Annotated in this window: 27 protein-coding genes and 1 pseudogene; 12 read left to right on the plus strand and 16 right to left on the minus strand. The window is 37.5% G+C overall.

Annotation, left to right across the window (positions count from 1 at the left end; all coding sequences use genetic code 11):
- Positions 1-13 precede the first annotated feature (13 nt).
- The 8 genes and pseudogenes from RT723_RS15370 to RT723_RS15405 all read right to left on the minus strand — a co-directional run bounded on the left by RT723_RS15370 (position 14) and on the right by RT723_RS15405 (position 9,466).
- Complete coding sequence (locus tag RT723_RS15370) at positions 14-664, minus strand: HD-GYP domain-containing protein (RefSeq protein ID WP_315947967.1); 651 nt, start codon at positions 662-664, stop codon at positions 14-16.
- A gap of 147 nt (positions 665-811) precedes the next feature.
- Complete coding sequence (locus RT723_RS15375; protein WP_315948549.1) at positions 812-3,253, minus strand: EAL domain-containing protein; 2,442 nt, start codon at positions 3,251-3,253, stop codon at positions 812-814.
- A gap of 42 nt (positions 3,254-3,295) precedes the next feature.
- Positions 3,296-4,891: a FecR family protein gene (locus RT723_RS15380; protein WP_315947968.1), complete on the minus strand. Its 1,596-nt coding sequence runs from the start codon at positions 4,889-4,891 to the stop codon at positions 3,296-3,298.
- 350 nt (positions 4,892-5,241) lie between these two features.
- Complete coding sequence (locus RT723_RS15385) at positions 5,242-5,952, minus strand: DUF445 family protein (protein WP_315947969.1); 711 nt, start codon at positions 5,950-5,952, stop codon at positions 5,242-5,244.
- A 207-nt stretch (positions 5,953-6,159) separates the two neighbouring features.
- Positions 6,160-6,465, minus strand: a complete 306-nt coding sequence (locus RT723_RS15390) for a YebG family protein (protein ID WP_315947970.1) — start codon at positions 6,463-6,465, stop codon at positions 6,160-6,162.
- A gap of 180 nt (positions 6,466-6,645) precedes the next feature.
- Positions 6,646-7,876: pseudogene (gene serA, locus RT723_RS15395) on the minus strand (phosphoglycerate dehydrogenase).
- 246 nt (positions 7,877-8,122) lie between these two features.
- Entirely contained in the window at positions 8,123-8,779 is a 657-nt protein-coding gene (gene rpiA / locus RT723_RS15400; protein ID WP_315947971.1) for a ribose-5-phosphate isomerase RpiA, read from the minus strand.
- Positions 8,780-8,854: 75 nt separating this feature from the next.
- Complete coding sequence (locus RT723_RS15405) at positions 8,855-9,466, minus strand: 5-formyltetrahydrofolate cyclo-ligase (protein ID WP_315947972.1); 612 nt, start codon at positions 9,464-9,466, stop codon at positions 8,855-8,857.
- 155 nt (positions 9,467-9,621) lie between these two features.
- Here RT723_RS15405 and RT723_RS15410 point away from each other — a divergent pair, with 155 nt between their 5' ends.
- On the plus strand, positions 9,622-10,389 hold the full coding sequence (locus tag RT723_RS15410; RefSeq protein WP_216054960.1) for a class II glutamine amidotransferase: 768 nt from the start codon (positions 9,622-9,624) through the stop codon (positions 10,387-10,389).
- 6 nt (positions 10,390-10,395) lie between these two features.
- Here the strand turns inward: RT723_RS15410 and RT723_RS15415 are convergent, their stop codons facing one another.
- From RT723_RS15415 to cmoA, 7 genes are all read right to left on the minus strand, one after another.
- Entirely contained in the window at positions 10,396-10,947 is a 552-nt protein-coding gene (locus RT723_RS15415; RefSeq protein WP_315947973.1) for a DUF3108 domain-containing protein, read from the minus strand.
- Between the two features lie 26 nt (positions 10,948-10,973).
- On the minus strand, positions 10,974-11,129 hold the full coding sequence (locus RT723_RS15420) for a hypothetical protein (protein WP_315947974.1): 156 nt from the start codon (positions 11,127-11,129) through the stop codon (positions 10,974-10,976).
- Entirely contained in the window at positions 11,122-11,793 is a 672-nt protein-coding gene (purN, locus tag RT723_RS15425; RefSeq protein ID WP_428983713.1) for a phosphoribosylglycinamide formyltransferase, read from the minus strand. Before purN ends, RT723_RS15420 begins: the two co-directional genes overlap by 8 nt.
- A 48-nt stretch (positions 11,794-11,841) precedes the next feature.
- On the minus strand, positions 11,842-12,885 hold the full coding sequence (gene purM / locus RT723_RS15430; RefSeq protein ID WP_315947975.1) for a phosphoribosylformylglycinamidine cyclo-ligase: 1,044 nt from the start codon (positions 12,883-12,885) through the stop codon (positions 11,842-11,844).
- 123 nt (positions 12,886-13,008) lie between these two features.
- A complete protein-coding gene (locus tag RT723_RS15435; RefSeq protein WP_315947976.1) occupies positions 13,009-13,896 on the minus strand; it encodes a LysR family transcriptional regulator in 888 nt (295 codons plus the stop codon).
- 1 nt (position 13,897) lies between these two features.
- Positions 13,898-14,866 carry a tRNA 5-methoxyuridine(34)/uridine 5-oxyacetic acid(34) synthase CmoB gene (cmoB, locus tag RT723_RS15440; protein WP_315947978.1) on the minus strand — a complete coding sequence of 323 codons (969 nt, stop codon included), beginning with the start codon at positions 14,864-14,866 and terminating at the stop codon, positions 13,898-13,900.
- 24 nt (positions 14,867-14,890) lie between these two features.
- Positions 14,891-15,613, minus strand: a complete 723-nt coding sequence (gene cmoA, locus RT723_RS15445) for a carboxy-S-adenosyl-L-methionine synthase CmoA (protein ID WP_216054955.1) — start codon at positions 15,611-15,613, stop codon at positions 14,891-14,893.
- 301 nt (positions 15,614-15,914) lie between these two features.
- Here cmoA and aspS point away from each other — a divergent pair, with 301 nt between their 5' ends.
- Together aspS and ruvC are read left to right on the plus strand one after the other, a co-directional pair.
- Entirely contained in the window at positions 15,915-17,678 is a 1,764-nt protein-coding gene (gene aspS, locus RT723_RS15450; protein WP_315947980.1) for an aspartate--tRNA ligase, read from the plus strand.
- Positions 17,679-17,817: 139 nt separating this feature from the next.
- Positions 17,818-18,342, plus strand: coding sequence for a crossover junction endodeoxyribonuclease RuvC (ruvC, locus tag RT723_RS15455; protein WP_216054953.1), 525 nt, complete (start codon positions 17,818-17,820; stop codon positions 18,340-18,342).
- Positions 18,343-18,358: 16 nt separating this feature from the next.
- On the opposite strand, the gene RT723_RS15460 is transcribed toward ruvC, so the two are convergent.
- Complete coding sequence (locus RT723_RS15460) at positions 18,359-18,781, minus strand: hypothetical protein (RefSeq protein ID WP_315947982.1); 423 nt, start codon at positions 18,779-18,781, stop codon at positions 18,359-18,361.
- A gap of 158 nt (positions 18,782-18,939) precedes the next feature.
- Between RT723_RS15460 and ruvA the strand changes: the two genes are divergently transcribed.
- The 9 genes from ruvA to ybgF all read left to right on the plus strand — a co-directional run bounded on the left by ruvA (position 18,940) and on the right by ybgF (position 26,212).
- On the plus strand, positions 18,940-19,548 hold the full coding sequence (ruvA, locus tag RT723_RS15465) for a Holliday junction branch migration protein RuvA (RefSeq protein ID WP_315947984.1): 609 nt from the start codon (positions 18,940-18,942) through the stop codon (positions 19,546-19,548).
- A gap of 27 nt (positions 19,549-19,575) precedes the next feature.
- Positions 19,576-20,589 carry a Holliday junction branch migration DNA helicase RuvB gene (gene ruvB / locus RT723_RS15470; protein WP_315947985.1) on the plus strand — a complete coding sequence of 338 codons (1,014 nt, stop codon included), beginning with the start codon at positions 19,576-19,578 and terminating at the stop codon, positions 20,587-20,589.
- Between the two features lie 457 nt (positions 20,590-21,046).
- Positions 21,047-21,448 (plus strand): tol-pal system-associated acyl-CoA thioesterase, encoded by a 402-nt coding sequence (gene ybgC / locus RT723_RS15475; RefSeq protein ID WP_315947986.1) that lies wholly within the window; start codon positions 21,047-21,049, stop codon positions 21,446-21,448.
- Positions 21,438-22,121 (plus strand): protein TolQ, encoded by a 684-nt coding sequence (gene tolQ / locus RT723_RS15480; protein WP_216054948.1) that lies wholly within the window; start codon positions 21,438-21,440, stop codon positions 22,119-22,121. Before ybgC ends, tolQ begins: the two co-directional genes overlap by 11 nt.
- A 7-nt stretch (positions 22,122-22,128) precedes the next feature.
- On the plus strand, positions 22,129-22,551 hold the full coding sequence (gene tolR / locus RT723_RS15485) for a protein TolR (RefSeq protein WP_216054947.1): 423 nt from the start codon (positions 22,129-22,131) through the stop codon (positions 22,549-22,551).
- Positions 22,551-23,513 (plus strand): cell envelope integrity protein TolA, encoded by a 963-nt coding sequence (gene tolA / locus RT723_RS15490; protein ID WP_315947989.1) that lies wholly within the window; start codon positions 22,551-22,553, stop codon positions 23,511-23,513. The genes tolR and tolA overlap by 1 nt, the downstream gene beginning before the upstream one ends.
- Position 23,514: 1 nt before the next feature.
- Positions 23,515-24,867, plus strand: coding sequence for a Tol-Pal system beta propeller repeat protein TolB (gene tolB, locus RT723_RS15495; protein ID WP_315947991.1), 1,353 nt, complete (start codon positions 23,515-23,517; stop codon positions 24,865-24,867).
- A 24-nt stretch (positions 24,868-24,891) separates the two neighbouring features.
- On the plus strand, positions 24,892-25,458 hold the full coding sequence (gene pal, locus RT723_RS15500) for a peptidoglycan-associated lipoprotein Pal (RefSeq protein ID WP_216054944.1): 567 nt from the start codon (positions 24,892-24,894) through the stop codon (positions 25,456-25,458).
- A gap of 19 nt (positions 25,459-25,477) precedes the next feature.
- A complete protein-coding gene (gene ybgF, locus RT723_RS15505; RefSeq protein WP_216054943.1) occupies positions 25,478-26,212 on the plus strand; it encodes a tol-pal system protein YbgF in 735 nt (244 codons plus the stop codon).
- The last annotated feature ends 47 nt before the right edge of the window (positions 26,213-26,259 follow it).

Here is a 26,259-nt window from a genome sequence, read left to right on the forward strand (position 1 = left end):
ATTAAGTATTTGCTCACTTAATCGTAAATAACCCCTCAAAGGATTCATCCTCTTCTACACATTTGATAAAGGCATTAACGGCAACCGGATCGAATTTTGTGCCTTTTCCTTCTTTTATTGTTTTAATCGCGATTTTAGTTCCTATGGATTTTCGATAAGGACGGTTATTTGACATAGATTCATAGGTGTCTGCAATTGCTACAATTTTTGCTTCTAGACTAATTTCATTCCCTTTTAACCCCTTAGGGTAACCAGAACCATCAATACGTTCATGATGTTGACTGACAACCTCATAAATAGGCCAAGGTAGTGTGTAACCTTCAAATAAGTCCCCGCCATAAGCAGCATGTTTTTTTATTAGTTCAAACTCTTCTGGTTCAATTGTTCCCGGTTTATACAGTAATTCCATCGGGATTTTTATTTTACCAATATCATGAATACTTGCGCCTAAACGAAGGCATGTCATTTGATAAGGGGTGAGATTAAGTTTTATTCCTATTTTTTGTGCAACAAAAGCGACGTTTTTTTGGTGTTCGTGAGTGTAGGGATCTCGATACATTAAGGTTTGAGATAAAATTTCATACATAGCCAGAAAGATGTCGAGAGATTCTTTACTGATTAATACATCTTCTTCTGTATAAACTTCAGTTCTAGGTTGAATCATAAAATCTCCGTATTCTAATCAAATATAGTAAAGAGGTATTAAAGTGAACTTTGATAAAGTCATTGTATAAAATTAGTTGAGCAATCAATTTTAGCAATGTTTTAATCTTAAAAATAAATCTAATCTAATCTCTTGTTTTAAATGTAGTTATTGTTTATTTTTATTTGCAGTTAACATTTTATCCATATCAGAAACCGTTGCTGGTTTACCGAAATAATATCCTTGCAGTTCTTCAACAGCAATGTCATTGAGGAATGAGTGCTGTTCCACAGACTCTATACCTTCAGCAATTACCCCCATATTTAAACTGTGCGCCATGGAAATAATTGCTTTAGTAATATCTTGTGACTCTTTATCGCTGGTGATCTCGGAGATAAATGAGCGGTCAATCTTCAGTCTGTCCATTGGGAACTGTTTTAAGTAACTTAATGAAGAATAGCCCGTACCAAAGTCATCAATGGATAATGCGATGCCAAGATCTTTTAGTTTTTTCATGGTTAATAACGCAGTGTCTAGTTCTTCAATAACACAGCTTTCAGTGAGTTCTAATTCTAAATAATGTGGGTCAAGTTCGACTTCAGTTAAGGCATCAATCACCTCGTCAAATAGGTCTGGGTTGGTGAATTGTTTAGACGATAAATTTACCGCGATTCTAAAATTGGTATGTCCTTGCAGTTGCCAGCGCTTTGCTTGAAAACATGCTTGTTTCATAATCCAATTACCGATTTCAAGTATAAGCCCACTGCTTTCAGCAACTGGTATGAAGGTGTCTGGCCCTACTAAACCACGCACAGGGTGACGCCATCTTGCTAATGCTTCTGCACCAATAATACTGCCATCTTTTGAAGAGACTTGAGGCTGGTAATGCACTTCAATTTCATTATTGGCTATAGCTTTAGATAAATCGGATTCGAGTCTTGCTCTTTCGTGTAAACCTTCTTTTATATCACTTGAATAAAAGCATATTGAAGCGTCTTTTTGCTCCATAGCACGATTTAACGCGGCTAACGAAGCAGCCTTTAATTGAAATGCATTATCACCATCAGAAGGGTAATTACATACACCAATATGAACAGGAAGACGAAAATGGTCATCTTGAATGATGTAAGAAGGCGATAAAACTGAAATAAGTTGTTCACAGAGTAACTTAATTTGTTCTGGACTTAATACATAAGCAAGGCAAATGGAAAACTCGGCATTGTTACATCTTGAAAGGTAGGCATTAGCAGGTAGTATTGATTGAATTCGTTTTTTAATGGTGTTTAATAATTCATTCCCTGCTGAATTCCCTAATAAATCACTAATCCCTTTAAACTTAGTCACTTCTAAGGTTATTAGTTGTAACTGAGCATTATTTGAAACATGAATAGATTGTTCTATGTACTGCTCTAATGCGGTTTCGTTTGGCAAGTCTGTCACATCGTCATTTAATAGTTTGTGGTTTAAAGATGTGATTGTATTACGCATGACATCGGTTTTAATCAAAGAAAATGCGGCGTACAGTAAAATTTGTAAACTGATCAAAAATACCGGAGGGTACCAAGTGTATTTATGAATGACTAACAGGGCACTTATCGATAATGAAGCTATTACCAGTAATGCTAGAATCGGTAAGAGTCTCGTTGCCGTGGTAAAACTAAAAGCCAAAATAGACAAGATAGCTAAAACGATTGAAATGATTAGGAATTGTATTTCATTCACTTGGTGAATAACGGAATCATTTAATAAACTATTGATCACATGTGCATTTATCTCAACTCCTGACATTGTTTTGTGATTGGTGGTTAACGGTGTTGCAAATTGATCGCCCATAGCTGTGGCATTCATACCAATTAAAACAATTTTATCCTGTAAGTCGGAAGCTTCAACATTGCCACTTAACACATCAATATAAGATAAATGGTTAAGTCTATTTTTTGATTTGGGTAAGCTAAAATTAACAAACACAGGATCGCGACGTATCCATCCATTGCCTGATGTCATTTCGCCGTTATCGGTAAACCGATTGGGATATGCCACTTGAGTTAGGGCTAATGCAAATACCGGCCAGCTCGATCGTTGATAACCGGCATATAAATAAGTACGCCTTATAATTCCGTCTTTATCAATCTCAAAATCAACATGGCCTAATTTGTTAACACTTTCGACTAAGTCTGATTGCGGCAGTAACTCTGGTACACCACCTAAACTGTCGCGTTTTGGAGAGACGGGGAGGACAACGTTACCCGCTTGTTTGATTGCGTTGGCAAATTTTAGGTCTTGCTCGGCAGTGGAGTAACGATTGTCTACAAATAGCACGTCAAATCCAACTGCTTTAACTTTATAGGGTTTTAATGCTTCAAGCAGTTCAGCATGGACATCTCTTGTCCATGGCCATTCTCCAAGGTAAGCAATACTTTTATCGTCAATTTCTATTGTCACGGTATGATCGGTTGCAGGGGGAGTGAAAATATTTACGATTCGGTCGTAACTAATCAAATCTAGCCGTTCAGTTTGAAAGCCAAATAACAGAACAAAACTTACGATTAACGCCGATAGTTCGACTCTTTTTTGTGCCCAAGGAATGGACATGAAAAATGCTTTAAACACCTGGATCAACTTATTTCCTTATAGACCTGTGATTGTTCGTTACTATTTACAAATCTCGAATTTGCCTGCGACTTTACAATAGTTTGACCATTCACTGGATATATTATGTTGTGTTAGAACCGATTTAGCTCGGATATAAATTGGGTCATCATTGATCAGATCGAATCGATAACTGGTTTTTGAGACAAGCAAAGGAATATCAATTTTTTGAAAGTCACTGGTTGGTGCGGTTTGCAGTTCAATATGTTGATTACTCGGTAATGGATTCCAAATGACTTCGATATTATTGTCTCGGCTGCTTATACGTAATTTAGGTGGCGCTAATTTGGTTGAATAATCGAAAGATTCAATAACACTGAAAGGGCCTTTATCAAGTAAGTTTTTACCTTGTAAAGATGCAATTCGCCAATAATATACACCCAGAGCTAATGGTGAATTTAAAATGAAACTTTGACTATTAACTTGTTTATCGATAACCAGCTGAGTAAATAACTTGTCTTTCGCGATTTGAATTATGAAGTGGTGAACATCCGGTACTTCTGTCCAAGTTAGTGCTTTTGGCGTTGACATGTACATCTTATCCACCGGGATTAACTCAGGCGCCTTCGGGTTTATATTCACCATGAAAGACACCGGTGTTGTTAAGCCTTCAACACCGTCGTCTGAAATAGCTGATATACGCAAATGGTAACGCCCGTCAGTTAAACTTGGTAATATAATTGATGTCAGTTTTTGTTGTTTTTGCCATTGAATATTACTGAACAGTTTATCAGAAGCAATTTGCACTATATAAGATTGAGCTGAGTTTACAGACTGCCAAATTACCGCTTGGTTTGTTTTTTCAACCTGCTTAGTAAAGGTGATTATTTTAGGTGCTGGTAATAATTTAGCTGGTTGTTTTAATTCCTTACCTTTTTCAATCTTTAAACCATAACCTTGTTTTACCGCAACCGATTTATCACCAGCGGAAACGGCTACTTCACCCTCTAAAACTTCAACGACCGAGACATTCGGAGTATTTTTATTCTTTTTATCAACGCCCACACGAAAAACCGTGCCTCTCACTGAGGTAACTGCAGATGCCGTTTGGATATCCAGTCGAGATCCTGCACCTGTTTGTTTTTCTGCACGTACTTCTAACTTGCCATCTAGTAATCTCACACGAGTATCCACCATGCCTGTTTCGCCATACTGAGATAGGTGATCGAACGTTATCAAAACACCATTACTGAGAGTAACTTCAGTGTTATCAGCAAATACAAGGGTAATAGTGGCATTGGGAGCAACTCGTAGTTCGTCGCCTAAAGTGAAGATGGTTTGAGTGGTGACAGGACTAGTTTGACCGGCGCTTATTTTGGTACTTTCACCAGAGATAGATTTTACATTTACTTTAGCTGCATGGTTTTTAATCCATTCTAAAGGGACGCGCAGTAATGTGCCTGGTTGTAGCTGTTTAGCCACAGGGATGTTATTTAGCTTTTGAATTTCTTTAAAGTGATTAATGTCGTTTAAAAAACGTTTACTGATATTCCATATATTGTCACCTTCAACCACAACATATACCCAATCTTTAGCCGGTGCGGAAAATGAGAGCTGTAACATTATAAGAACAATTAGAGTGGTTAATTTACGGGCCATAAAATTGAAGTCACCAATAGGTTAAGGTTAATTACTTAATCACATCAAATACTTAATTACTGTCAGTTTAAAACAATAAACTTGTATATTCATTGTACGTATTCAACAAAACTTTGTAACTCATTTGTTATTTATTACTGCAAATATATGTTAATAAAAAAAGGGGGCGCTATTTATTAACACAATGAGTAACTAAGTTACGGGTATTGGAATCAAATTACAGGATTAAACTCTAAACCTTAGAGCAAACAATTCAAGTGAGATTGATTCATGTGAATAGAAAATATTGGGTAGTCAGAGCCTATTTTTGTTTGAAAGGCTCTAACAGTTTGAATGAGTATAGTCGTTAATTAGTAGTTAAGCAGGTGGGCTAACAACCCAATTAATCCGCCAAACACGCCGCCCCAAACGACTAACCAACCCAGATGACTTTTGATCATTTGCTGTATAATGTCTTTCACCATAGCAGGGGTTAATTCTTCTAAACGCTGTTCAACTAAGGTGTCAACTTTCGCCATCATTTCTTCGATATTTTGTTGAGAGCTAACATTAGCTTTAAGTTTCTCCGCAAATTGATCCGATTCAGTAATTTCTATCACTGAGCTTTTTAGTTTCTCAACAAAAGGTTCTTTTAATGGGAGGAGTGCAGCGTCGCCACCAAACATCTCTAACATGCCGCCAAATGAACTTTGTTTTATGGTTGCCACCAACGAATCAAACGCAGGCGTCATGTCGGTGTCAGCAATGATAGGTTTTAAATCAAAATGATGTGCTTGGCCGCTTTTTTCAGATAAAAACTTATTGAAGTTCTCAACGGTAAAGAACTGCTCCATGATCAAAGATTTAATTCCGGCTTTAAACTCTTTAAATTTAATTTGAATAATACCTGAGCCATATAAGCCCGGAATTTTTTCAAACAGCATGTGAACTGCTATCCAGTTTGTTAAGGCACCGGATAAAGCAAACAAAGCCATGGTTAATAACCAATTGATACTAAATAGCCAGCCTAAAACACAGGCTAAAGCAGCGATAAGGTTAGTGATGAAACTCTTGTTAAACATATAATTCCTAAAAGGTCGCATTTAATACAACAACATTATTAAATTCATTGCGACCTTTATAAGGGATTATTTCAGGAGTTCAAGCGGCATCGTCCTTTTCAATAACAAAATCAACTAAATTACCCTCATCGACGTTTTCAGTTTTGGCACTAACGTCTTCTAATAGAGTGGCAGATAGGGACTTTTCTGATATTTCGTTTTCACTGTCTAATAAGTCTGTTTGTTTGTCATTTTTGTTTTTTGATGATTTTTTATTCGTTGGACTTGGTTTTTTTTCGCTTGTAACGCAACTAAAACGTCTTCACGTTGTTTAGCTAAAAATATACTTAACTCTTCACATTGTTGTTCAGGTAAGTTAACAGTGGAGTTATGAAGGACTTCAAACATGGCATCGGCCATATCTAACATCTTGTCATAGTCGTCAGCCGAACGCTTATCAGTGAACGTCATAACTTCTTGCTCCTCATTATTTCTATTTGAACGTATAACTACATATCTGGTTTCAACAGCCATAATTAACTCCTAATTTTTAACTGGGTCAAAAACAAAAGACTGTTTAAATATACAGTAAAAGAGTGATGTGTAAAGTATTAGTTTGTTATGCATTATTTGGTAAACAATGCATATTAGAAATAGTCTTTTAGGTATAAAAAAAGGAAGCCTTAGCTTCCTTATTCAACAACACTGTAAACATCAATGTAATAATCTTGCTTTGATGGTGCCGTCGATTAACTTCAACTCTTTTAAGGCCATAGTTGAGTCTTCTGTTTCAACGTCTATTACAACATAACCTAATTTATCGTCTGTCTGTAAATACTGAGCGGCGATATTAATACCGTGCTTAGCAAACGATTCATTAATTTTAGTTAACACACCAGGTTGGTTTTTATGGATGTGCAACAAACGACTACGGCCAGACAATTCAGGTAATGAGGCTTCTGGGAAATTAACGGCACTAAGGGTAGAGCCGTTATCTGAGTATTTGGCAAGTTTGCCAGATACTTCAATACCAATGTTCTTCTGTGCTTCTTGAGTCGAGCCACCTACGTGTGGTGTTAATATTACGTTATCAAAGCCACGTAATGGTGATACAAACTCTTCATTATTTGATTTTGGCTCTACTGGGAATACATCAATGGCAGCGCCTGCGATTTTTTTACTCTCCAGTGCTTTTGCAAGTTGTTCAATATCAACAACGGTGCCACGTGATGCATTAATAAAAATAGCACCTTGTTTCATCTGAGCAAACTCTGTTGCACCAATCATGTCTTGAGTTTCATTAGTCTCAGGTACATGTAATGAAACCACGTCACTAATAGCCAATAATTCTTCAAGAGTTGGTACTTGTGTTGCGTTACCTAATGTTAGCTTAGTTTCAACATCAAAAAACTTAACTGTCATACCAAGGGTTTCAGCCAAAATACCTAACTGAGTACCAATATGACCATAACCGATAATACCTAATGTTTTACCACGAGCTTCAAAAGACCCCGTTGCAGATTTGTTCCAAATGCCTCTGTGTGCTTTGGCACTTTTTTCTGGAACACCACGGATAAGTAATAAAATCTCACCAAGAACTAACTCAGCAACCGAGCGTGTATTTGAATAAGGGGCATTAAATACAACGATGCCTTTTTCTTTTGCTGCATTTAAGTCAACTTGGTTAGTACCAATACAAAAACAACCAACAGCAATCAATTTATTAGCATGAGCAAATACTTTTTCTGTTAACTGAGTACGTGAACGAATACCAATAAAGTGCACGTTTTTGATCTTTTTCAATTAACTCGTCTTCAGGCAAAGAAGTCGTTATAAATTCAATGTTGGTATAACCTTGTTCGACTAAGGTATCTACTGAACTTTGGTGAAGGCCTTCAAGAAATAGAATTTTAATTTTGTCTTTTGCTAATGACACCTTGCTCATTGTTGTGTTTGCCTTTAATTAATTAGTATGTAAGGAGATTTAAGTTAGAATTAATACTCTATTTTGAGCAATTAATAAAGTTAATTATTGAATCGAATTAGTATATCTAATCCATTTTTGATAGGAATTTGAACGGGTTAAAAATTTATCGTAATAATAAAACTGCACCAATACGATGCAAAGCGTTATAAAACAAGGCTTACCACCAAAATCATTAATTAACGTTGATGGTAAGTAAGGATAACTTTATTTAAGAACGTTAATTCCGCTAGGTGAACCAACAATTACTATATCTGCAGGACGATGCGCAAATAAGCCATTAGTGACCACACCGACAAGGGCATTTAATTGTTCTTCTAGTTTTCTAGGTTGTGCTATTTGCATCCCGTATACATCTAAAATCACATTACCATTGTCGGTCACAACACCATCACGATAAACTGGCTCGCCACCTAACTTTACGATTTCACGAGCGACATAACTGCGTGCCATTGGGATAACTTCGACAGGAAGTGGGAATTCCCCTAAAAACTTAACTTGTTTAGATGCGTCTACAATACATACAAACTGTTTAGCGACGGCAGAGATAATTTTTTCTCTTGTTAGTGCCGCACCTCCGCCTTTGATCATTGCTTTGTCCGAATTTATTTCATCGGCTCCATCAACATACACATCTAATTGTGGCACGCTGTTTAGGTCAAAGACTTCAATGCCTAGGGCTTTGAGTTTTCTTGTGGAGTCTTCTGAGCTTGATACTGCACCTTGTATGGTATGTTTGATTGTACCAAGTGCTTCAATAAAATAACTGACCGTCGATCCTGTGCCAACACCAACAATGGTATCAGGTTTAACAAATTCTAGAGCAGCGTAACCCACTGCTTTTTTCATTTCATCTTGAGTCATTATTTTTCCATTGAAATTAATCGGTTGAGTGAATGTATGTTTGAGTATGCGGTATATCTTAATGGCTTGGAGTAATCAATATTTTGGTGTAATTATTTTTGTTGGGGTAATGATTAAGTCTAGCGGAATATCCCAAGATTGCTGAGGTAATTCAGACATCTTTTGGCAGTCGTGGGCTAACCCTATTAATTTAGGTTTATGTTCTAACGTATGTATTTTACTTAATGTTCGATCGTAAAATCCCCCGCCCATACCAAGTCGATTCCCTTGTTCATCAAAAGCAACCAAAGGCATAAAGATATAATCTATTTGAGACAACGAATATGTATTCTGTGCATTCAGCTTTGGTTCTAAAATAGCAAAGTTGTTTTCCACCATTTGGGAATTAACATCATAACGTTGGAAGTTTAAATAACCTTTTTTAAACGAATGCATTACCGGCAATAAAGTTACAACTTGATTTTGTTGGCAGTGTGCAATCGTTGGTAAGCTTGATACTTCACCATCATTGTCTAGGTATAAAGCGGCCACTTTATTAGCCGTTAGAAACGGTTTAATTTGATTGCACAGTTGTTCACCTGCATGCATTTGTTGCTCAGGTGTTAATGAATTTCGTTTACGACGAATGTCCTTACGTATCGTTTTGCGTAATTGTTCTGTTTGAATTAATGATTGATCATTCGTCATATTTATAATTAAATGTTAGATACTGTTTGGTTTATATACTATATAGATATAAAAGAAAGCCAAAGGGCCAATTTTAAAAATTGAGCTGGTTTATCTACTATATGTATTAAAACATTATTCCTTAACAAAATTAATTGGGAAGTAAAAAGAATTCAATGTGTGAACTCCTTGGCATGTCGGCAAATGTTCCGACCGATATCATATTCAGCTTTACCGGTTTAGTGCAACGTGGTGGCATGACAGGCCCACATAAAGACGGCTGGGGAATTACCTTCTATGAAGGTAAAGGATGTCGTACCTTTAAAGATCCAGCGCCTAGTTCTAATTCAAAAATTGCTAATTTGGTAATGGAATACCCAATTAAAAGTTGTTCAGTGATCTCCCATATTAGACAAGCTAATCGTGGTGGCATAAAACTAGAAAACACCCATCCTTTTATTCGTGAGTTTTGGGGACGTAACATTACGTTCGCTCATAACGGTCAATTGTCTGGTTATAAATCCCTACCTTTGTCTGACTTTATTCCAATTGGTGAAACCGATAGTGAGTATGCATTTTGTTGGATAATGGCTAAATTAAAAGAAAAATACCCTAACAAACCTAAAAACTGGCAAAGTGTATTTAGATATACCGCTAAATTGTGTAAACAACTTGATGAGTTAGGCGTGTTTAATGCTTTGATCACCGATGGCATTCATTTGTTAGCCTATTGCAGTAATAACCTTACTTGGATCACAAGAAAGGCCCCATTTGGTGAAGCAAATCTGATTGATAAAGATGTGTCGGTAAACTTTAGTGAAGTCACAACGGATAACGATATCGTCACTGTGATAGCAACAAGACCATTAACCGATAATGAATGTTGGACAACATTGGAACCTAAACAATGGGTTTTGTTTAAGGATGGCGTTAAGTTAAACTAACTTAGGTTAATTAATGGTCGTTTCTTCATATGAACTGATAACCAGATCATATTGTTCAACGCCTTTTTTCATACGCCATAAGCGCGCTAATGTGTGGTTTAATTCTGGAATAAACCACGCGTGTTGGGCGTAAAATTTATTTTTGTCGTAAACTCGTGCCACTTTAATAGTATTAAATCGTCCTAAACCTGTGGTTATCAATTCATGACCAATAACTTCAAATTCATAGACTTGTAACTTACCTGAGTTAGATACTATGGTGTATTCAAACTTAGTTTTGCCTACTGCTAAATCCGCTTGAATTTGCATATGCAAACTCATTTCATCTAACCAACCGTCTTCCCATGTATCTGGTGCTGGCGACTTTTTAGCTTTAGGATTTACGATTAGGGTATGATCTGGTTTAAATTGGATGTTGATCTCTTTGTCTTTACCTGTGCCTGTGCGTCCGTAGCTATAAGTTGAAGGCACTAATCGTCCATTATTATTGGTAAAGTGACTGATCTCTTTACGTGCATCAGAGAAGATCAGCCATTCAATATCACTTTCTAATGACAATGAAAATGTATTCCCTCCTAACGCTTTTAAACTTCTTTCCCCCCTAATTTGTCACCTTGACGATACATGTCGTACTTAGCCTCAAAAGGTTTGATAACAAATTCTTGTTCATTTGCATTCACAATTGAACAAGTAAATAAAAGGGCGAAACTTAGTATAAAAACGTTAAGACGATTAATCATCGTTGGCATATCCTTGCTCTGGCAGCAAATTATTATCTAGCAATGCTGAAAACGTATTCGATTTTTGTTCCATGGTCAATCTATCTTCGCACATCCATTTAACCACCATTGGGTAAATTTGATGTTCTTGATAGTGCACACGTTGCGATAAGGAGTCTATGTCATCATCTTCAAACACAGGAACTTTAGCTTGTAATATTACAGGCCCACCATCTAACTCTTCTGTAACAAAATGAACGCTACATCCATGTTCTTGATCTTTTGCATCAATAGCACGTTGATGAGTATCTAAACCTTGATATTTAGGTAATAAAGAAGGATGTATGTTGATTAATTTGCCCGCGTAATGGGATACAAAGTCCGCAGTTAAAATACGCATAAATCCAGCAAGTACCACAACTTTAGGTTGATATTTATCGATAATACTAACTAAAGATTGATCGTAATCATCACGAGAATCAAACTCTTTATGACTTAATACATGTGTTGGAATATTTGACCTAGCAGCACGTTCTAATCCGTAAACTCCGGCTTTATTCGATACAACTGCACTTATTTGGCCGTTAATTTTATTGTTTTCACAGGCATCAATAATGGCTTGTAAATTAGTGCCACTGCCGGAAATTAAAACAACAATAGAGGCTTTAGAAGCAGAAGGCGCGATTGCGCCTTCGTTATCAGACGAAAGAGTCTTAACAGGTTGAGTCACTGGTTATACTCCAGAGATTTCTACTTGTTCTTCACCGTCAGCAGCTTGTTGGATTTCGCCAATGTGCCAAGCATTTTCGCCTGCGTCTTTAAGAATTTGAATACTTGATTCTAAATCAGCACTATCTACAGCAATCACCATACCTACACCACAGTTAAAGGTACGATACATTTCATGTGTTTCAATGTTGCCGTTTTCTTGTAACCAGTTAAATACCGCAGGCCACTGCCAAGAGTCACCATTACAAACGGCTTTAGTATTGGCCGGTAATACACGCGGGATATTTTCCCAGAAACCACCACCTGTGATATGAGACAGAGCATGTACATCAACACTTTTAAGCAGTTTTAATACGGATTTTACGTATATTTTAGTCGGTTCCATTAACTGATCAGCTAATACTTTACCTTCATATTCTGCAGATAAGTCTGCACCAGAAACTTCAATAACTTTACGAATAAGTGAATAGCCATTTGAGTGAGGGCCTGATGAACCTAACGCGATTAATTGATCACCTGGTTTCACTTTAGTGCCGTCGATAACTTTTGCTTTTTCTACTACACCAACACAGAATCCTGCTAAGTCGTAATCATCACCTTCGTACATGCCTGGCATTTCAGCAGTTTCACCACCAATTAATGCGCAGTTTGACATCACACAACCGTCGGCAATACCACTAACCACATCAGCAGCGACATCAACATTAAGTTTACCTGTTGCGTAGTAGTCTAAAAAGAATAGCGGCTCAGCACCTTGAACGATGAGATCATTTACACACATTGCAACTAAGTCGATGCCTACTGTGTCGTGCTTTTTCAAATCAATAGCTAAACGTAATTTTGTACCAACACCGTCATTGCCGGCTACCAATAGTGGCTCGTCGTAACCTTTAGGGATTTGGCATAAACCACCAAAACCACCAAGTCCGCCCATAACTTCTGGACGAGTGGTGCGTTTTACCGCACCTTTAATTCGTTCGACTAACAGGTTTCCTGCATCGATGTCTACACCAGCGTCTTTGTAGCTTAAAGATTGATTATCGCTCAACGTTATTTCCTCAAATGTGGGGGTGATATCTAACTGAACTTGAATTTATGATGCCAAATTAGATATATAGACTAAACGGGCGGCATTTTATAACAAATTGGGGCAATATATAACCAAGAATTGTTATTTATATTGCTCTAAAATTAAATTTTTCAGTAATGTAGCGCCGGGGCCGAGTTTTATCGGATCTGGAATGATTAATTGGGTGATTATTGAACGCGTTTTTTGAGTGGTTAGCGGCACTTCCACTAATTCATGTTGAGCACCCGTTGCTTTAATAAAGTGCGTCGGGATCCAACAGAAACCTTGATTTCGTTTTAACAGGTCGATTGCGTGATAAAAATTAGTCACAGTCCAGCGTTGTTCTGCTTTTAACCAATTTGTATCGGCCTGTGGAGTTTTACCTGTATCACTAATTACTATTTGTAATTCATGTTCAAGTTCATTTAATGACACTTGTTTTCTGGATGCTAACTTGTGTCCTTTACCGCAATAACAAACAAAATTAACTTGTTCTAAACGGTCGCCATAATACCCTTCAGGTGGGATTGCGCCTATTACTAAGTCTGCGGTTTTGTTTAGTATGCTGTCGTTGGTACCTGTGATAACTTGGTCCGTAATACGAATCCTTGTGCCTCTGCTTTCAGGATAAAATTGTTCTAACGCAGAATAGAGTTTTTGTTTGGGATAAATGATCTCTGTGGTGATCTTTATTTCTGTTTCCCAGCCCAATGTCATGTTATCAGCAAGCTGTTCCATGTCTTCAATGTTTTGAGTAAGGGTTCTTGAACGCCTTAACATCACATTACCGGCATCAGTTAAAAAGGCTTTTCGGCCTTTAACTTCGAGTAATTGGACACCTAAAGTAGATTGTAATTTAGTGACGGCATGGTTAAGACTAGATTGACTTTTATTTAATGCAGTAGCAGCTTGTGCATACCCTCCAAAATCAACAACCGCTTGTAATATACGCCATTGTTCAATTGTTGTTTTGGGACGATAACTTGGCATATTAGTTATTGGCTATAAATATGGCACGAAGGGGAGCAGGGTAACCTTCAATGGTTTTAGTTGGATCGTTCGGATCTAAAAAATCTTCTAACGATTCAGTATCTATCCATTCGGTTTTACGTTGTTCATCCAATGTGGTTTGGTCAATGTTAACTAAACGTACATTTTTAAAACCAACTTTCTCTAACCACTTAGTTAATGCTTGGGCGCTTGGGATAAACCAAACATTACGCATTTTTGCGTATCTGTCTTGTGGCACTAAAACGGTATTTTCATCACCTTCAATAATAAGCGTTTCTAATACCAATTCGCCACCAGGAGCCAATTGTCTTTTTAATTGCTGTAAAAAATCCATTGGTGATTTACGGTGATACAGCACGCCCATAGAGAATACGGTATCAAAGGTTTTTAATTCTGGTAGATCGTCTATACCAAGTGGTAACAAGTTTACCTCTGGATTTTGCATAAAGTGTTGCACAGCCCAAAATTGAGCTAAGAATAATTGTGTAGGGTCAATGCCCACGACAAACTTGGCACCAGCCCCTTTCATTCGCCATAAGTGATATCCACTGCCACAGCCAACATCTAATACATATCTTCCCGTTAAATCTGAGATATGAGGAATTAAACGATCCCATTTAAAATCTGAACGCCACTCGGTATCAACATGAATACCATGTAGGTGATAAGGACCTTTACGCCACGGTTTCATTTGCATCAAATGGTGTGTGGTTTTTTTCTGTAGACCTTGACTCATAGTGTCGGTGGAACCAACGGAAACTGAGCTTTCAATATTAATATCTGACGGGACTACTTGTGGTAATAGTTCTATGTTTTTAACCCAATCTTTAAACTCACCATGCAGGGAATCTCGATACCAAGTGTTTAATTGGTTTGGTAATACATCTAACCAATGGGCAAGTTTGTTGTTGGCGATAACACTATAAAAGGTATTAAAAAAATGGGTCATAAATAGTCTTTAGATCTCTCGTTATTACTTGATGGCGATAAATGAAGCAAAGTTAAAGCACTGAAACCAAATAGAATGTTGTTTGAAACCAGCCGTTGCTAGTCGCTCTATATGCATTTGCTCAGTGTCTATTTTCATTACATTTTCTATGGCGCTACGCTTTTGGCTAATTTCTAATTCACTGTAACCATTTGCCCGCTTAAAGTCTAAATGTAGGTCATTAATCGCATTGTTAATTCCGGTATTTTCCCAACGTAGTTTTTCAGAAACAATCAAAATACCACCAGGTAATAAACTGTCGTAAATCTTTTGTACTAATGCTGCACGTTGTTCAGGCTCGATAAACTGCATAGTAAAGTTCATTACTACGACAGAAGCATTTACTAAAGGATAGTTTTGTATGTCGCCTAGTTCAATTGAGACAGGTACGTCAGACACATATGCTTTTATATGTAGTCGACACTTGTCGACCATAGCTTGGGAGTTATCAATACCAACTATTTGACAGTTTGGTTTAGTAACCGATTTTCGCATAGATAAGGTTGCGGCACCTAACGAACAGCCTAAGTCGTAGATATTACTATCCGCCTGATGAAACTGTTCACATAACTTACCAATCGTACTGACAATAGTGGCATAACCTGGAACACTTCTTTGGATCATATCCGGGAAAACTTCTACAACGGATTTATCAAAGGTGAAGTCGTCAACTTGTTTATGTGGCTGTGAATATATCTCGTCACGCATAAGAAGGTACTTTTTTACAAACAGAATTAATGGCCTATTTTATCTTAAATTGTGAATAACTGGCTATGAATTTGTTGAGTTTCTTTTTCCCGACAAAACACAGCTTATTAAATGACTCGATAGAAAAACAGTTTGTAAACTAGGTGGTTGTGCTGATCGATTGATAAAGTTAGTGAGAAATACTTCTACTTTAAGCGGTGACTTTATCGCTCAAGTCTTTATAATAAGCGCCATTTTATTGGATGTTCACCATCAAGTGTGGCCATCTTTTGTACAGATTAATTACAGCATAGGTAGATAAATGCGTTCTCATTATTGTGGTCAGCTTAATAAAAGCTTAGAAGGTCAAGAAGTTACTTTGTGTGGTTGGGTGAATAAACGCCGTGATCTTGGTGGTTTAATATTTATAGATATGCGTGACCGTGAAGGGATTGTACAAGCGGTTATCGACCCAGATGAAAAAGCAATTTTTGAACCTGCTAATAAATTACGTAATGAATTTTGCATAAAATTAACCGGTATCGTTCGTGCTCGTCCAGACAGCCAAATTAATAAAGATATGGCGACGGGTGAAATTGAATTGTATGTAAAAGATTTAGAAATTCTAAACGCATCTGCTCCAGTACCTTTGGACTTCAACCAAGATAACTCTGAAGAACAACGTTTAAAATACCGTTATTTAGACTTACGTCGTCCAGTAATGAACGAGCGTTTACAGTTCCGTTCTAAAGTTACGAGTGCGGTAAGACGTTATATGGATGATCACGGCTTTTTGGATATTGAAACGCCAATACTAACTAAAGCAACGCCAGAAGGCGCACGTGATTATTTAGTACCTAGTCGTACGCACAAAGGTCAATTTTTTGCGTTACCGCAATCACCTCAGCTATTTAAGCAGCTATTAATGGTGGCGGGTTTTGACCGTTATTATCAAATTGTTAAATGTTTCCGTGATGAAGATTTACGTGCTGACCGTCAGCCTGAATTCACGCAAATAGATATTGAAACGACCTTTATGTCTGGCAAAGAAGTCATGGGCATGACTGAAGGCATGGTTAAGTCGGTATTTAAAGAATTGTTAGATGTTGACTTGGGTGAATTCCCGTCAATGACCTACTTAGAAGCAATGACGCGTTTTGGTTCTGATAAACCAGATTTACGTAACCCATTAGAATTAACCGACGTTGCTGATTTATTAAAAGACGTAGATTTTAAAGTATTTAGTGGTCCAGCTAACGATGAAAAAGGTCGTGTGGCGGTAATTAAAGTACCTACCGGCGCTTCTTTGTCTCGTAAACAAATTGATGACTATGCAGCATATGCTGGTAAATATGGCGCTAAAGGTTTAGCTTGGATCAAAGTAAATCAAGCTAACAATGGCCTTGAAGGTTTACAATCTCCAATCCTTAAATTCTTATCTGCAGATGTCGCGAAAGCTATTGTCGAAAGAACGGGCGCTCAAGATGGCGACATCTTATTGTTTGGTTCTGACACTTATAATGTGGTTACTGATTCATTAGGTGCATTACGTTTGAAACTAGGTGAAGATTTTGGCTTAGTTGAAGACAAATGGGCACCATTGTGGGTTGTTGACTTCCCAATGTTTGAAGAATTAGAAGGCGGTGCATTAACACCGCTTCATCACCCGTTTACGGCACCAAGTAATATGACTCCAGAAGAGTTAGCTGCTAACCCAGCAACGGCATTATCTGATGCTTATGACATGGTATTAAACGGTTGTGAGCTAGGTGGTGGTTCTGTTCGTATCCATAAACAAGATATGCAAGCCCAAGTATTTAAAATTTTAGGCATTAGCGATGAAGAAGCTGAAGAGAAATTTGGTTTCTTATTAGAAGCATTACAATATGGTGCTCCACCACATGCTGGTTTAGCATTTGGTTTAGACCGTATGCTTATGTTAATGGTTGGCGCAGAGTCAATCCGTGATGTTATGGCATTCCCTAAAACATCAACAGCGGCTTGTCCGTTAACATCAGCTCCAGGTTTTGCTAATCCTGCGGCATTAGAAGACTTAGGTATTAATGTAATTAAAAAAGCAGATTAACTGTTTAATTACATAATTAATTCAATTGGTATAATACAAAGCCAGTTATTTAGATATAACTGGCTTTGTTGTTTTTACACATGTGATAAGTTAATTTTGCAAAGGTTGCATATCAGTTCATGGCGAGTTTAAGGTAATAATGACAATAATTTTAGGTATCGATCCCGGCTCTCGAATTACAGGGTATGGGATTATTCAGCAGCAAGGTTCTAAATTTCATTACATTGGTAGTGGCTGTATTAGGACGCCGGATGCTGATTTGTCTATTAAACTGGATACGATTTTTGCAGGCGTATCAGAAATCATCAAACAATACACCCCTGACACTTTTGCCATTGAACAAGTGTTTATGGCGCATAATCCAGATTCAGCATTAAAGTTAGGTCAAGCTCGTGGTAGTGCGATCGTTGCCGCCACGCAAGGTAAGTTACCTGTGTTTGAATATTCTGCAAGGCAAATAAAACAAGCCGTTGTAGGCAGTGGTGCCGCGGATAAAAGCCAAGTCCAACATATGGTCCAGCAAATTCTTAAATTGGATGGTAAACCACAAGCGGATGCTGCAGATGCATTAGCTGTAGCGATTTGTCATGGTAATACTAATCAAAGTTTGATTAACATGGCAGGTGTTGCACGTAAAACGGTACGAGGGCGTTTACGAAGATAACAATAGATTCAGCGGCTTAATTGGGTTGATAACTTTTAAGGTACTCAGAAACAAACTGTTTTGCGTCTTCTAATTCATCAAACAACACATCGCTTAAAGGCTCTGTCACATTAATACTGTCCCTAAGCTTTTTTACTTGAGAAATGGCGATAGCTGATTTTAAAACATATGCAGATTTTACACAGCCTGCATTATGGAAGTTTTGGCCAACGATGAATAGCTCTTTTAACGCATCTGGCGTCGCGGCATCGGCTTGCTCTGAATAACTAACATATCCCCAATGTGGTGTTTTAATCTTAGTTAAAGCGACTTCGGAGGCTTTGATAAAGTAAGAGACTATTCCGCTGGAAATTGCCCCTTTAAACTGTGCGACCATAATATTATCTTCAATAGTGAGGCTAACACTTCCAAATTGGTTTTTATAAAAAAGCACAGACATGATTCTCACTAAATATAATATTTTGCAGCTAGATAACAACTTGATTAATTATACATCAAAAATAAACCGCGATAACTAAATCTTTTAGATTTACACTTTCAACTTCCCTGATAACTGGGTATATTTACAGTAATTGCGAATAAACAAAGATCAAACACATGATTGGACGATTAACCGGCGAAGTCGCTGAAAAACAAGCCCCTGATATACTGCTCGACGTAAACGGCGTTGGGTATGAAATTCAAATGCCATTAACTAGCTTTTATGAACTCCCCGATAAGGGCGGAAAAGCGACTATATACACGCATTTTGTGGTGCGTGAAGATGCACAGTTATTGTATGGATTTGCATCCAAACAAGAACGCAGTTTATTTAGATTATTAATCAAAGCAAATGGGGTAGGCCCTAAGTTGGGATTAACAATTTTGTCTGGCTTAACCGCCGAGCAATTTGTTACTTGTGTTGAACACGATGACGTGACCACGCTTGTTAAATTGCCTGGTGTTGGTAAAAAAACCGCAGAACGTTTGTTAATTGAAATGCGAGATCGGATCAAAGCGTTGGATGTTTCTCCTGAATTTATGCCAAAAATGTCAATGGAATCATCTTTATTAAAAAGTAGTCATTCAGAATTTGATGATGCAGTTTCTGCCTTAAGCTCATTAGGGTATAGTTCGCAACAAGCAAATAAAGCAGTAAAATCCGTTTATGTTGAAGGTGAAGACAGTGAAATGTTGATCCGTAAAGCACTTAAGAATATGTTGTGATGCAATTAACAGTAGTAAAGGTTTCTAATGATTGATGCAGATAGGTTAGTGGGTGCAGAAGCCGTTCGGGAAGATGAAGTCATTGACCGAGCCATTCGTCCTAAATTACTCGAGGATTATCAAGGTCAACCTCATGTGAAAGATCAAATGTCGATCTTTATAGAAGCCGCGACCAAACGCTCAGAAGCACTTGATCACTTGTTAATATTTGGACCTCCTGGTTTAGGTAAAACGACGTTAGCAAACATTGTGGCAAATGAATTAGGTGTGAGTATTAAAACCACCTCTGGACCAGTGTTAGAAAAAGCAGGTGATTTAGCAGCCTTGTTAACTAATTTAGATGAAAATGACGTTTTGTTTATTGATGAAATTCATCGTTTAAGTCCAGTTGTGGAAGAGATTTTATATCCTGCAATGGAAGACTATCAGCTAGATATCATGATAGGTGAAGGGCCTGCCGCACGTTCCATTAAATTAGACTTACCTCCTTTTACACTCATCGGTGCAACCACGCGAGCTGGCGCATTAACCTCTCCGTTAAGAGATAGGTTTGGTATTGTCCAACGATTAGAGTTTTATAAAATTGAAGACCTAGCAAACATCATCATGCGTTCGGCAAATGTACTTAATATGGAGATGTGCGAAGTGTCGGCGTTAGAAGTTGCTAAACGTGCTAGGGGAACTCCTCGTATTGCAAACCGTCTACTAAGGCGAGTAAGAGACTTTGCTGATGTAAAAAATGAGGGTGTGGTAACAGTAGAGATAGCTAAAGATGCACTTGAAATGGTCAATGTTGATAGCCAAGGTTTTGATTATATGGATAAAAAGTTATTACTTACCATGATTGAAAAATTTGATGGTGGACCGGTAGGATTAGATAACATTGCAGCCGCCATTGGAGAAGAACGTGACACCATTGAAGATGTAATAGAACCATATTTAATTCAACAAGGTTATTTACAACGTACACCAAGAGGCAGAATTGCATCACCTAGGGCTTATACTCATTTAGGTTTTGATTTACCAGACCGTGAAAGTTAAAGCGGTCTGAGTGTGTAAACACTGTTTAAGCTTAAGTTTGAGGCAAAAAAAAACCCATTCAATAAGAATGGGTCAAAAGGAATAAATTCCAGGGAACATGAATAGAAGAAGTTACATAAATTAGTTACTTCGATTCTGAGTGGCTAGGCCGCCTCAGAAGATGCGAGCATTATAGAGACTAGAGTAAATACTTCAAACTAGAAAAATTGTTTTTTTGCATTATAAAAACTAATGTCAAATTGAGTGGGTTGTTCTGTATAAGCAATGTATAAAGTAAAAAAATAAATTGTAGGCCTTTATTAATAGTGTGTTGAATTATTTGTTTAAATATTAAACGCGTTAGTAATACTAATAACAATTATATTTTTTAATAATGGTATTTACATCGAATGGATATTCAAAAATCAAAGTGTTTAACGGATATTTATGCATAAAATATTACTAAGTAGGAGTTAGGTTGGGCTTTCAATTTCCGATACGAGTGTATTACGAAGACACAGATGCTGGCGGTATTGTCTATCACGCCAATTATTTAAATTTCTGTGAAAGAGCGCGTACTGAATATTTACGGTATTTAGGTATTGAACAAGATAGATATCTTAAGCAGAATATAGCCTTTGTGGTCAAGACGATGGAAATTGACTTTCGTCACGCTGCAAGATTTAATGAAATGCTTACTGTTGAAACCAATATTGTCCGGCTAAAACGAGCAAGTGTTGAGTTTTTACAACAAGTGATAAATGAAAATGAGCAACTTGTTTTTGTCGCAAAAGTACAAGTTGCATGTATTAATTCTTCGGTTATGAAGCCTATGGCAATACCGGCAGATATTTTAGAGGTTTTACAAAGTGCAAGCTGATATAAGTTTTTTTGGATTGTTTTGGGAAGCAAGTTTTATTGTAAAGCTGGTGATGTTAACTTTATTAGGTTTATCTATCGCATCATGGGCTTTAATTTTTCAACGTAGAAATGTATTGGCAAACGCAGAAAAACAGTCTAAAGAATTTGAACAACGTTTTTGGTCAGGTGTTGATTTAGGCCGTTTGTATAGTGAAATTACCGCTAAAGCTAGTTCCACTGGTTTAGAGTCCCTATTTAAAGATGGATTTAAAGAGTTTGCACGCTTAAAGAAAAATAGCGTTGGTGGCGTTCAGGTTTATATGGAAGGCACACACAGAGCTATGCGTGTTCGCCTTTCAAAAGAAACCGAATCCCTTGAGAGTCATTTGAGTTTCTTGGCTACCGTAGGATCAATTAGCCCGTATATTGGTTTGTTTGGTACCGTTTGGGGGATCATGAATGCGTTTTTAGCATTAGGTCAAGTTCAACAAGCAACATTGAGTATGGTTGCACCAGGTATCGCTGAAGCTTTAATCGCGACGGCTATGGGACTATTTGCAGCTATACCATCAGTACTAGCTTATAACAGCTTTGCTCGTCGAGTTGAAATGTTAGAAACTAATTACATCAACTTTATCGAAGAATTCTCCAACCTTCTACATAGAGAAGTTACAGCAAACGTTGCGGTATAAATAAATTATGCAAATTATTCGAACTAAACGTAAACCTGTGGCCGAAATAAATGTTGTGCCATATATTGATGTTATGTTGGTGTTGTTGATCATATTTATGGTGACAGCACCATTGGTGACTCAAGGTGTCAAAGTCGACTTGCCAAAAGCGACAGCCGAACCTTTAGATCAAGATTCAAAACCACCTATGATTGCCTCTATTAATGCGAAAGGTGAATACTTTTTAGCAACAGGTAGTGATAAAAATGAACCTATGTCAGCAACCGATTTAGCTGTGGTGGTTGCTGCTCGCTTACAAGTTGATCCAGACACACCTGTTATTGTTAAAGCCGACCGTTCGATTGAATATAATTATGTGATTGAATTAATGACATTATTACAAAGAGCGGGTGCCCCTTCGGTAGGATTAATGACGGAGCCTAAACAATAATGCAAGTAGGTGAATATATCATTCATATAATCAAATCTTTTGGTGTTCATATTTTCTTTGGCGTTATTTTAGCGCTAAGTTTTAACTTCACCGCACCTGAGAAAGAACCTGAAGTTCCCGAAATTTCAGCTATTGATGCTGTCGTTATCGATCAGGCGTCTTTGGATAAACAAGTTAGTAAGATTAAACAACAAAAGTTAGATGCAAAAGCTGCAGAAGAAAAACGTGTTAAAGATCTTGAAGTGAGAGCTGAAGAAGCTAAAAGAAATTTACAAAAGCTTGAAAAGCAGAAAACCAATAGTGAACGTGCTGCAGCAGATGCCAAAAAGAAAGCCGCTGAAGAAAAGAAAAAAGCGTTAGCTGAAAAACGTAAAGCTGAAAATGCGACACAAGAACGTATTAAACGTGAAAAAGAAGCAGATAAAGCGCAAAAAGAAGCCTTAGCTGCAAAAAGAAACAAAGAAGCGCAAGAAAAAGCGGCTGAAGATGCGAAAAAGAAAAAAGAAGCAGAGCAAAAAGCATTAAAAGAAGCTGAAGCAGAACGCATAAGAAAAGAAGAAGAAGCTAAACGAAAAAAAGAACAAGAAATACAAGAGGCCAAAGAACAAGCCATCAGAGAGAAAATGATGCAAGAGCAACTGGCCCAAGAACAAAGTGCTCGGAATAAAATACGTCAAAAATATGTACTAACTGAAAAACAAAAGTACACTGCGTTAATTATGGGACGTATCCAACAGTATTTAATTGTTGATGATTCTATGAAAGGTCAATCGTGTAGTTTAAATATTAAACTTGCATTTAGTGGACTGGTGACAAGTGTTAACATCATTTCAGGTGATAACAAAGTGTGTAAAGCAGCCGAACGTGCGGTGCTAAAAGCGGAAACATTACCAGTTTCAAAAGAACCAGATGTATATCAAGAATTAAAAGACATCAGTCTTAAAGTGGAGCCAAAGTTATAATATGAATCGAATAGGTTTAGTCATTTTATCAATCATTTGTTTAGTGTGGACACAACCAACATTAGCAAAGTTAGAAATTGTTATTACAGAGGGCGTTAACACAGCTCGTCCAATTGCAATTGTACCTTTTAAATATAACGGCACAGCAACGTTACCTTTAAATTTAGCTGAAATTGTAGCTGCGGATTTAATGCGTAGCGGTAAATTTAACCCTATTAAACAAGAAGACATGCCACAACTACCGCAAACCGATGGCGAAGTGGATTATTCATCTTGGGTATCAACGGGCGTTGAAGCTATATTAGTGGGCACAATAGAGGACGATACGTTAGATCGTTTTACGGTCAATTTTGAATTGATTGATGTACTTCGTGGTCAGATAACGGGTGGGAAAGTACAAGCATTAAAAGATGGTCGGTTAATAGAAACAAAAGACCATATTATGTTTGAACGAAAAGTAATCATTGCCACAAGCCAATTTAGATTTTATGGTCATAGGATCAGTGATATCGTTTATGAACAATTAACTGGCGAACGTGGCGCTTTTTTAACAAAAGTAGCCTATATAACCATTGAATATGAAGACTTATACCCATATAAATTAGTCGTTGCTGATTATGATGGGGCAAACGAGATTGAATTAGTTAAGTCACCAGAGCCATTAATGTCTCCTTCATGGTCACCTGATGGTAAAAAGTTAGCATACGTTACCTTCGAAAATAACCGTTCTCAGGTGTATGTCCAAGATATCTATACAGGTAAGCGTGAGTTAGTGACGTCTTATGAAGGAATTAATGGCGCGCCTAAGTGGAGTCCAGACGGTCAAAGTTTAGCGATGGTGTTATCAAAAGATGGTAATCCAGAGCTGTATTTATTGCAGTTAAGCAATAAAACATTGACTAGATTGACTAATCATAGAGCAATAGATACAGAACCTAGTTGGGCTCCTGATGGAAAATCAATAGTATTCAGTTCAGAACGTGGTGGTAATGCGCAACTTTATAGCGTAAATTTAGCAACTAAGCGAGTGAAACGCCTAACATTTGATGGTGATATGAATTTAGGTGGGTCGATAACGCCGGATGGAAAACATCTAGTTATGGTAAATAGAACTCGTGGTAATTATCATATTGCCAAAACAGAATTAGAGTCAGGAAACTTTCAAGTACTGACAAAAACTAGGCTCGATGAGAGTCCTAGTGTAGCGCCAAATGGATCAATGATTATATATAGTACTATGCACGGCAGTGGACAAGTATTAGCATTGGTCTCAATTGATGGACGCTTTAAAGCGAGATTACCGGCTTCAAAAGGGCAAGTTAAGTCGCCTGCATGGTCGCCATTTTTAAATTAACAACGTTTTATAAGGGTATATACAATGCAATTCAGTGCAATTACCAAAGGGTTACTAATCGCTATTCCTGCTTTAGTTTTAACAGCATGTGGCGCAACATCTGATTCATCAGCTGGAAAGTCACAAACTACTAACGCAGAAGCGGAACAAGCGCAAACTGAGGGTATGGATACTCAAACTGGCACAGTAGATACTGTTCAAGTTGATACTTTAGAAGTTGCTAAAACGCCTGAAGAAATTCAACAAGAAAAGTACGATACTTTACGTCAGCAACAAACTGTTTATTTTGATTACGACACTGCAAGTGTTGATGGCGAATACATGGAATTGTTACAAGCTCACGCAGATTATTTAACAAAAAATCCTGCTGCTAAAGTAATGATCGAAGGTCACTGTGACGAACGTGGTACTCCAGAGTACAACATCGCACTAGGTGAACGTAGAGCAAAAGCTATTGTTCAATATCTACAAAGCTTAGGTGTTTCTGCTAGCCAAATGACAACTGTCTCTTACGGTGAAGAAAAGCCAATTGATTTGTCTCGTACAGACGCTGGTTTCTCTAAAAACCGTCGTGCTGTTTTAGTATATTAATAGGTAAAAACTACACAATATGAAATTCTCTTTAATTTCTTTACTTGTAGTGACTGGTGCAGCGTATTCTGCTGCACCAAACAACGATATTTCGACCTCTGCCATGGCCGAGCAACTTCAACAATTAAAACGGTTGATGCAAGCTCGTGGTGCGGCTCAAGTGAATCTGCAGCAACAAGTCATTGAGTTGCAAGATGAACTTAGTGCATTAAAAGGTGAGTCGGAAACCCATGCTCATAAATTAGATCAAATTGTTGAACGTCAAAGAGAACTCTATATAGAGATTGAACGTCGTTTAACTAATATACAAGCTCCCCAACAGGCTCCAGTTGCAGTTGTTGATACAACGTCTTCGGCTGAAAGTTCTTATGGTGTCTCGTTAAGCGAAAGTGAAGCGTATGACCAAGCGGTAAATTTGATTCTTAAAGAGCGTCGTTACGATGAAGCCATTCCTGAATTTAAACGTTTTATTAAAAGTTTCCCTCAATCTGTTTATATCGCCAACGCACATTATTGGTTAGGACAGTTGTTGTTTAATAAATCATTGTTTAGTGATGCTAAAACTCACTTTGAACAAGTTATTCGTTTCTATCCAGATTCAAGTAAACGAAGCGACTCTATGCTTAAACAGGCAACTGTAATGCAGAAATTGGGCGACCAAGCTGCGGCAAAAGCGCTTTTTGAGCAAGTTATCAGCGAATATCCAGATTCAACATCAGCCTCATTAGCCAAATCAAGATTAGCTGGTCTTTAAATAGATAATTGTATTTTTTGAGCAGTTTGATTAAAAATAAGGCTAAA

Origin of the sequence: Psychrosphaera aquimarina, assembly GCF_032461525.1 — a bacterium.
GTDB classification, from domain to species: domain Bacteria; phylum Pseudomonadota; class Gammaproteobacteria; order Enterobacterales; family Alteromonadaceae; genus Psychrosphaera; species Psychrosphaera aquimarina.

Bases quoted from the DNA above. Each gene is read 5' to 3' on its own strand.
- ruvA (WP_315947984.1), top strand. From the start codon at position 18,940: ATGATTGGACGATTAACCGGCGAAGTCGCTGAAAAACAAGCCCCTGAT.
- ruvC (WP_216054953.1), top strand. From the start codon at position 17,818: ATGACAATAATTTTAGGTATCGATCCCGGCTCTCGAATTACAGGGTAT.
- RT723_RS15385 (WP_315947969.1), bottom strand. From the start codon at position 5,952: ATGTTTAACAAGAGTTTCATCACTAACCTTATCGCTGCTTTAGCCTGT.
- pal (WP_216054944.1), top strand. From the start codon at position 24,892: ATGCAATTCAGTGCAATTACCAAAGGGTTACTAATCGCTATTCCTGCT.
- tolB (WP_315947991.1), top strand. From the start codon at position 23,515: ATGAATCGAATAGGTTTAGTCATTTTATCAATCATTTGTTTAGTGTGG.
- RT723_RS15410 (WP_216054960.1), top strand. From the start codon at position 9,622: ATGTGTGAACTCCTTGGCATGTCGGCAAATGTTCCGACCGATATCATA.
- RT723_RS15420 (WP_315947974.1), bottom strand. From the start codon at position 11,129: ATGATTAATCGTCTTAACGTTTTTATACTAAGTTTCGCCCTTTTATTT.
- rpiA (WP_315947971.1), bottom strand. From the start codon at position 8,779: ATGACTCAAGATGAAATGAAAAAAGCAGTGGGTTACGCTGCTCTAGAA.
- ruvB (WP_315947985.1), top strand. From the start codon at position 19,576: ATGATTGATGCAGATAGGTTAGTGGGTGCAGAAGCCGTTCGGGAAGAT.
- tolR (WP_216054947.1), top strand. From the start codon at position 22,129: ATGCAAATTATTCGAACTAAACGTAAACCTGTGGCCGAAATAAATGTT.
- RT723_RS15380 (WP_315947968.1), bottom strand. From the start codon at position 4,891: ATGGCCCGTAAATTAACCACTCTAATTGTTCTTATAATGTTACAGCTC.
- RT723_RS15370 (WP_315947967.1), bottom strand. From the start codon at position 664: ATGATTCAACCTAGAACTGAAGTTTATACAGAAGAAGATGTATTAATC.
- tolA (WP_315947989.1), top strand. From the start codon at position 22,551: ATGCAAGTAGGTGAATATATCATTCATATAATCAAATCTTTTGGTGTT.
- cmoB (WP_315947978.1), bottom strand. From the start codon at position 14,866: ATGACCCATTTTTTTAATACCTTTTATAGTGTTATCGCCAACAACAAA.
- RT723_RS15390 (WP_315947970.1), bottom strand. From the start codon at position 6,465: ATGGCTGTTGAAACCAGATATGTAGTTATACGTTCAAATAGAAATAAT.
- RT723_RS15435 (WP_315947976.1), bottom strand. From the start codon at position 13,896: ATGCCAAGTTATCGTCCCAAAACAACAATTGAACAATGGCGTATATTA.
- RT723_RS15405 (WP_315947972.1), bottom strand. From the start codon at position 9,466: ATGACGAATGATCAATCATTAATTCAAACAGAACAATTACGCAAAACG.
- aspS (WP_315947980.1), top strand. From the start codon at position 15,915: ATGCGTTCTCATTATTGTGGTCAGCTTAATAAAAGCTTAGAAGGTCAA.
- cmoA (WP_216054955.1), bottom strand. From the start codon at position 15,613: ATGCGTGACGAGATATATTCACAGCCACATAAACAAGTTGACGACTTC.
- ybgF (WP_216054943.1), top strand. From the start codon at position 25,478: ATGAAATTCTCTTTAATTTCTTTACTTGTAGTGACTGGTGCAGCGTAT.
- RT723_RS15460 (WP_315947982.1), bottom strand. From the start codon at position 18,781: ATGTCTGTGCTTTTTTATAAAAACCAATTTGGAAGTGTTAGCCTCACT.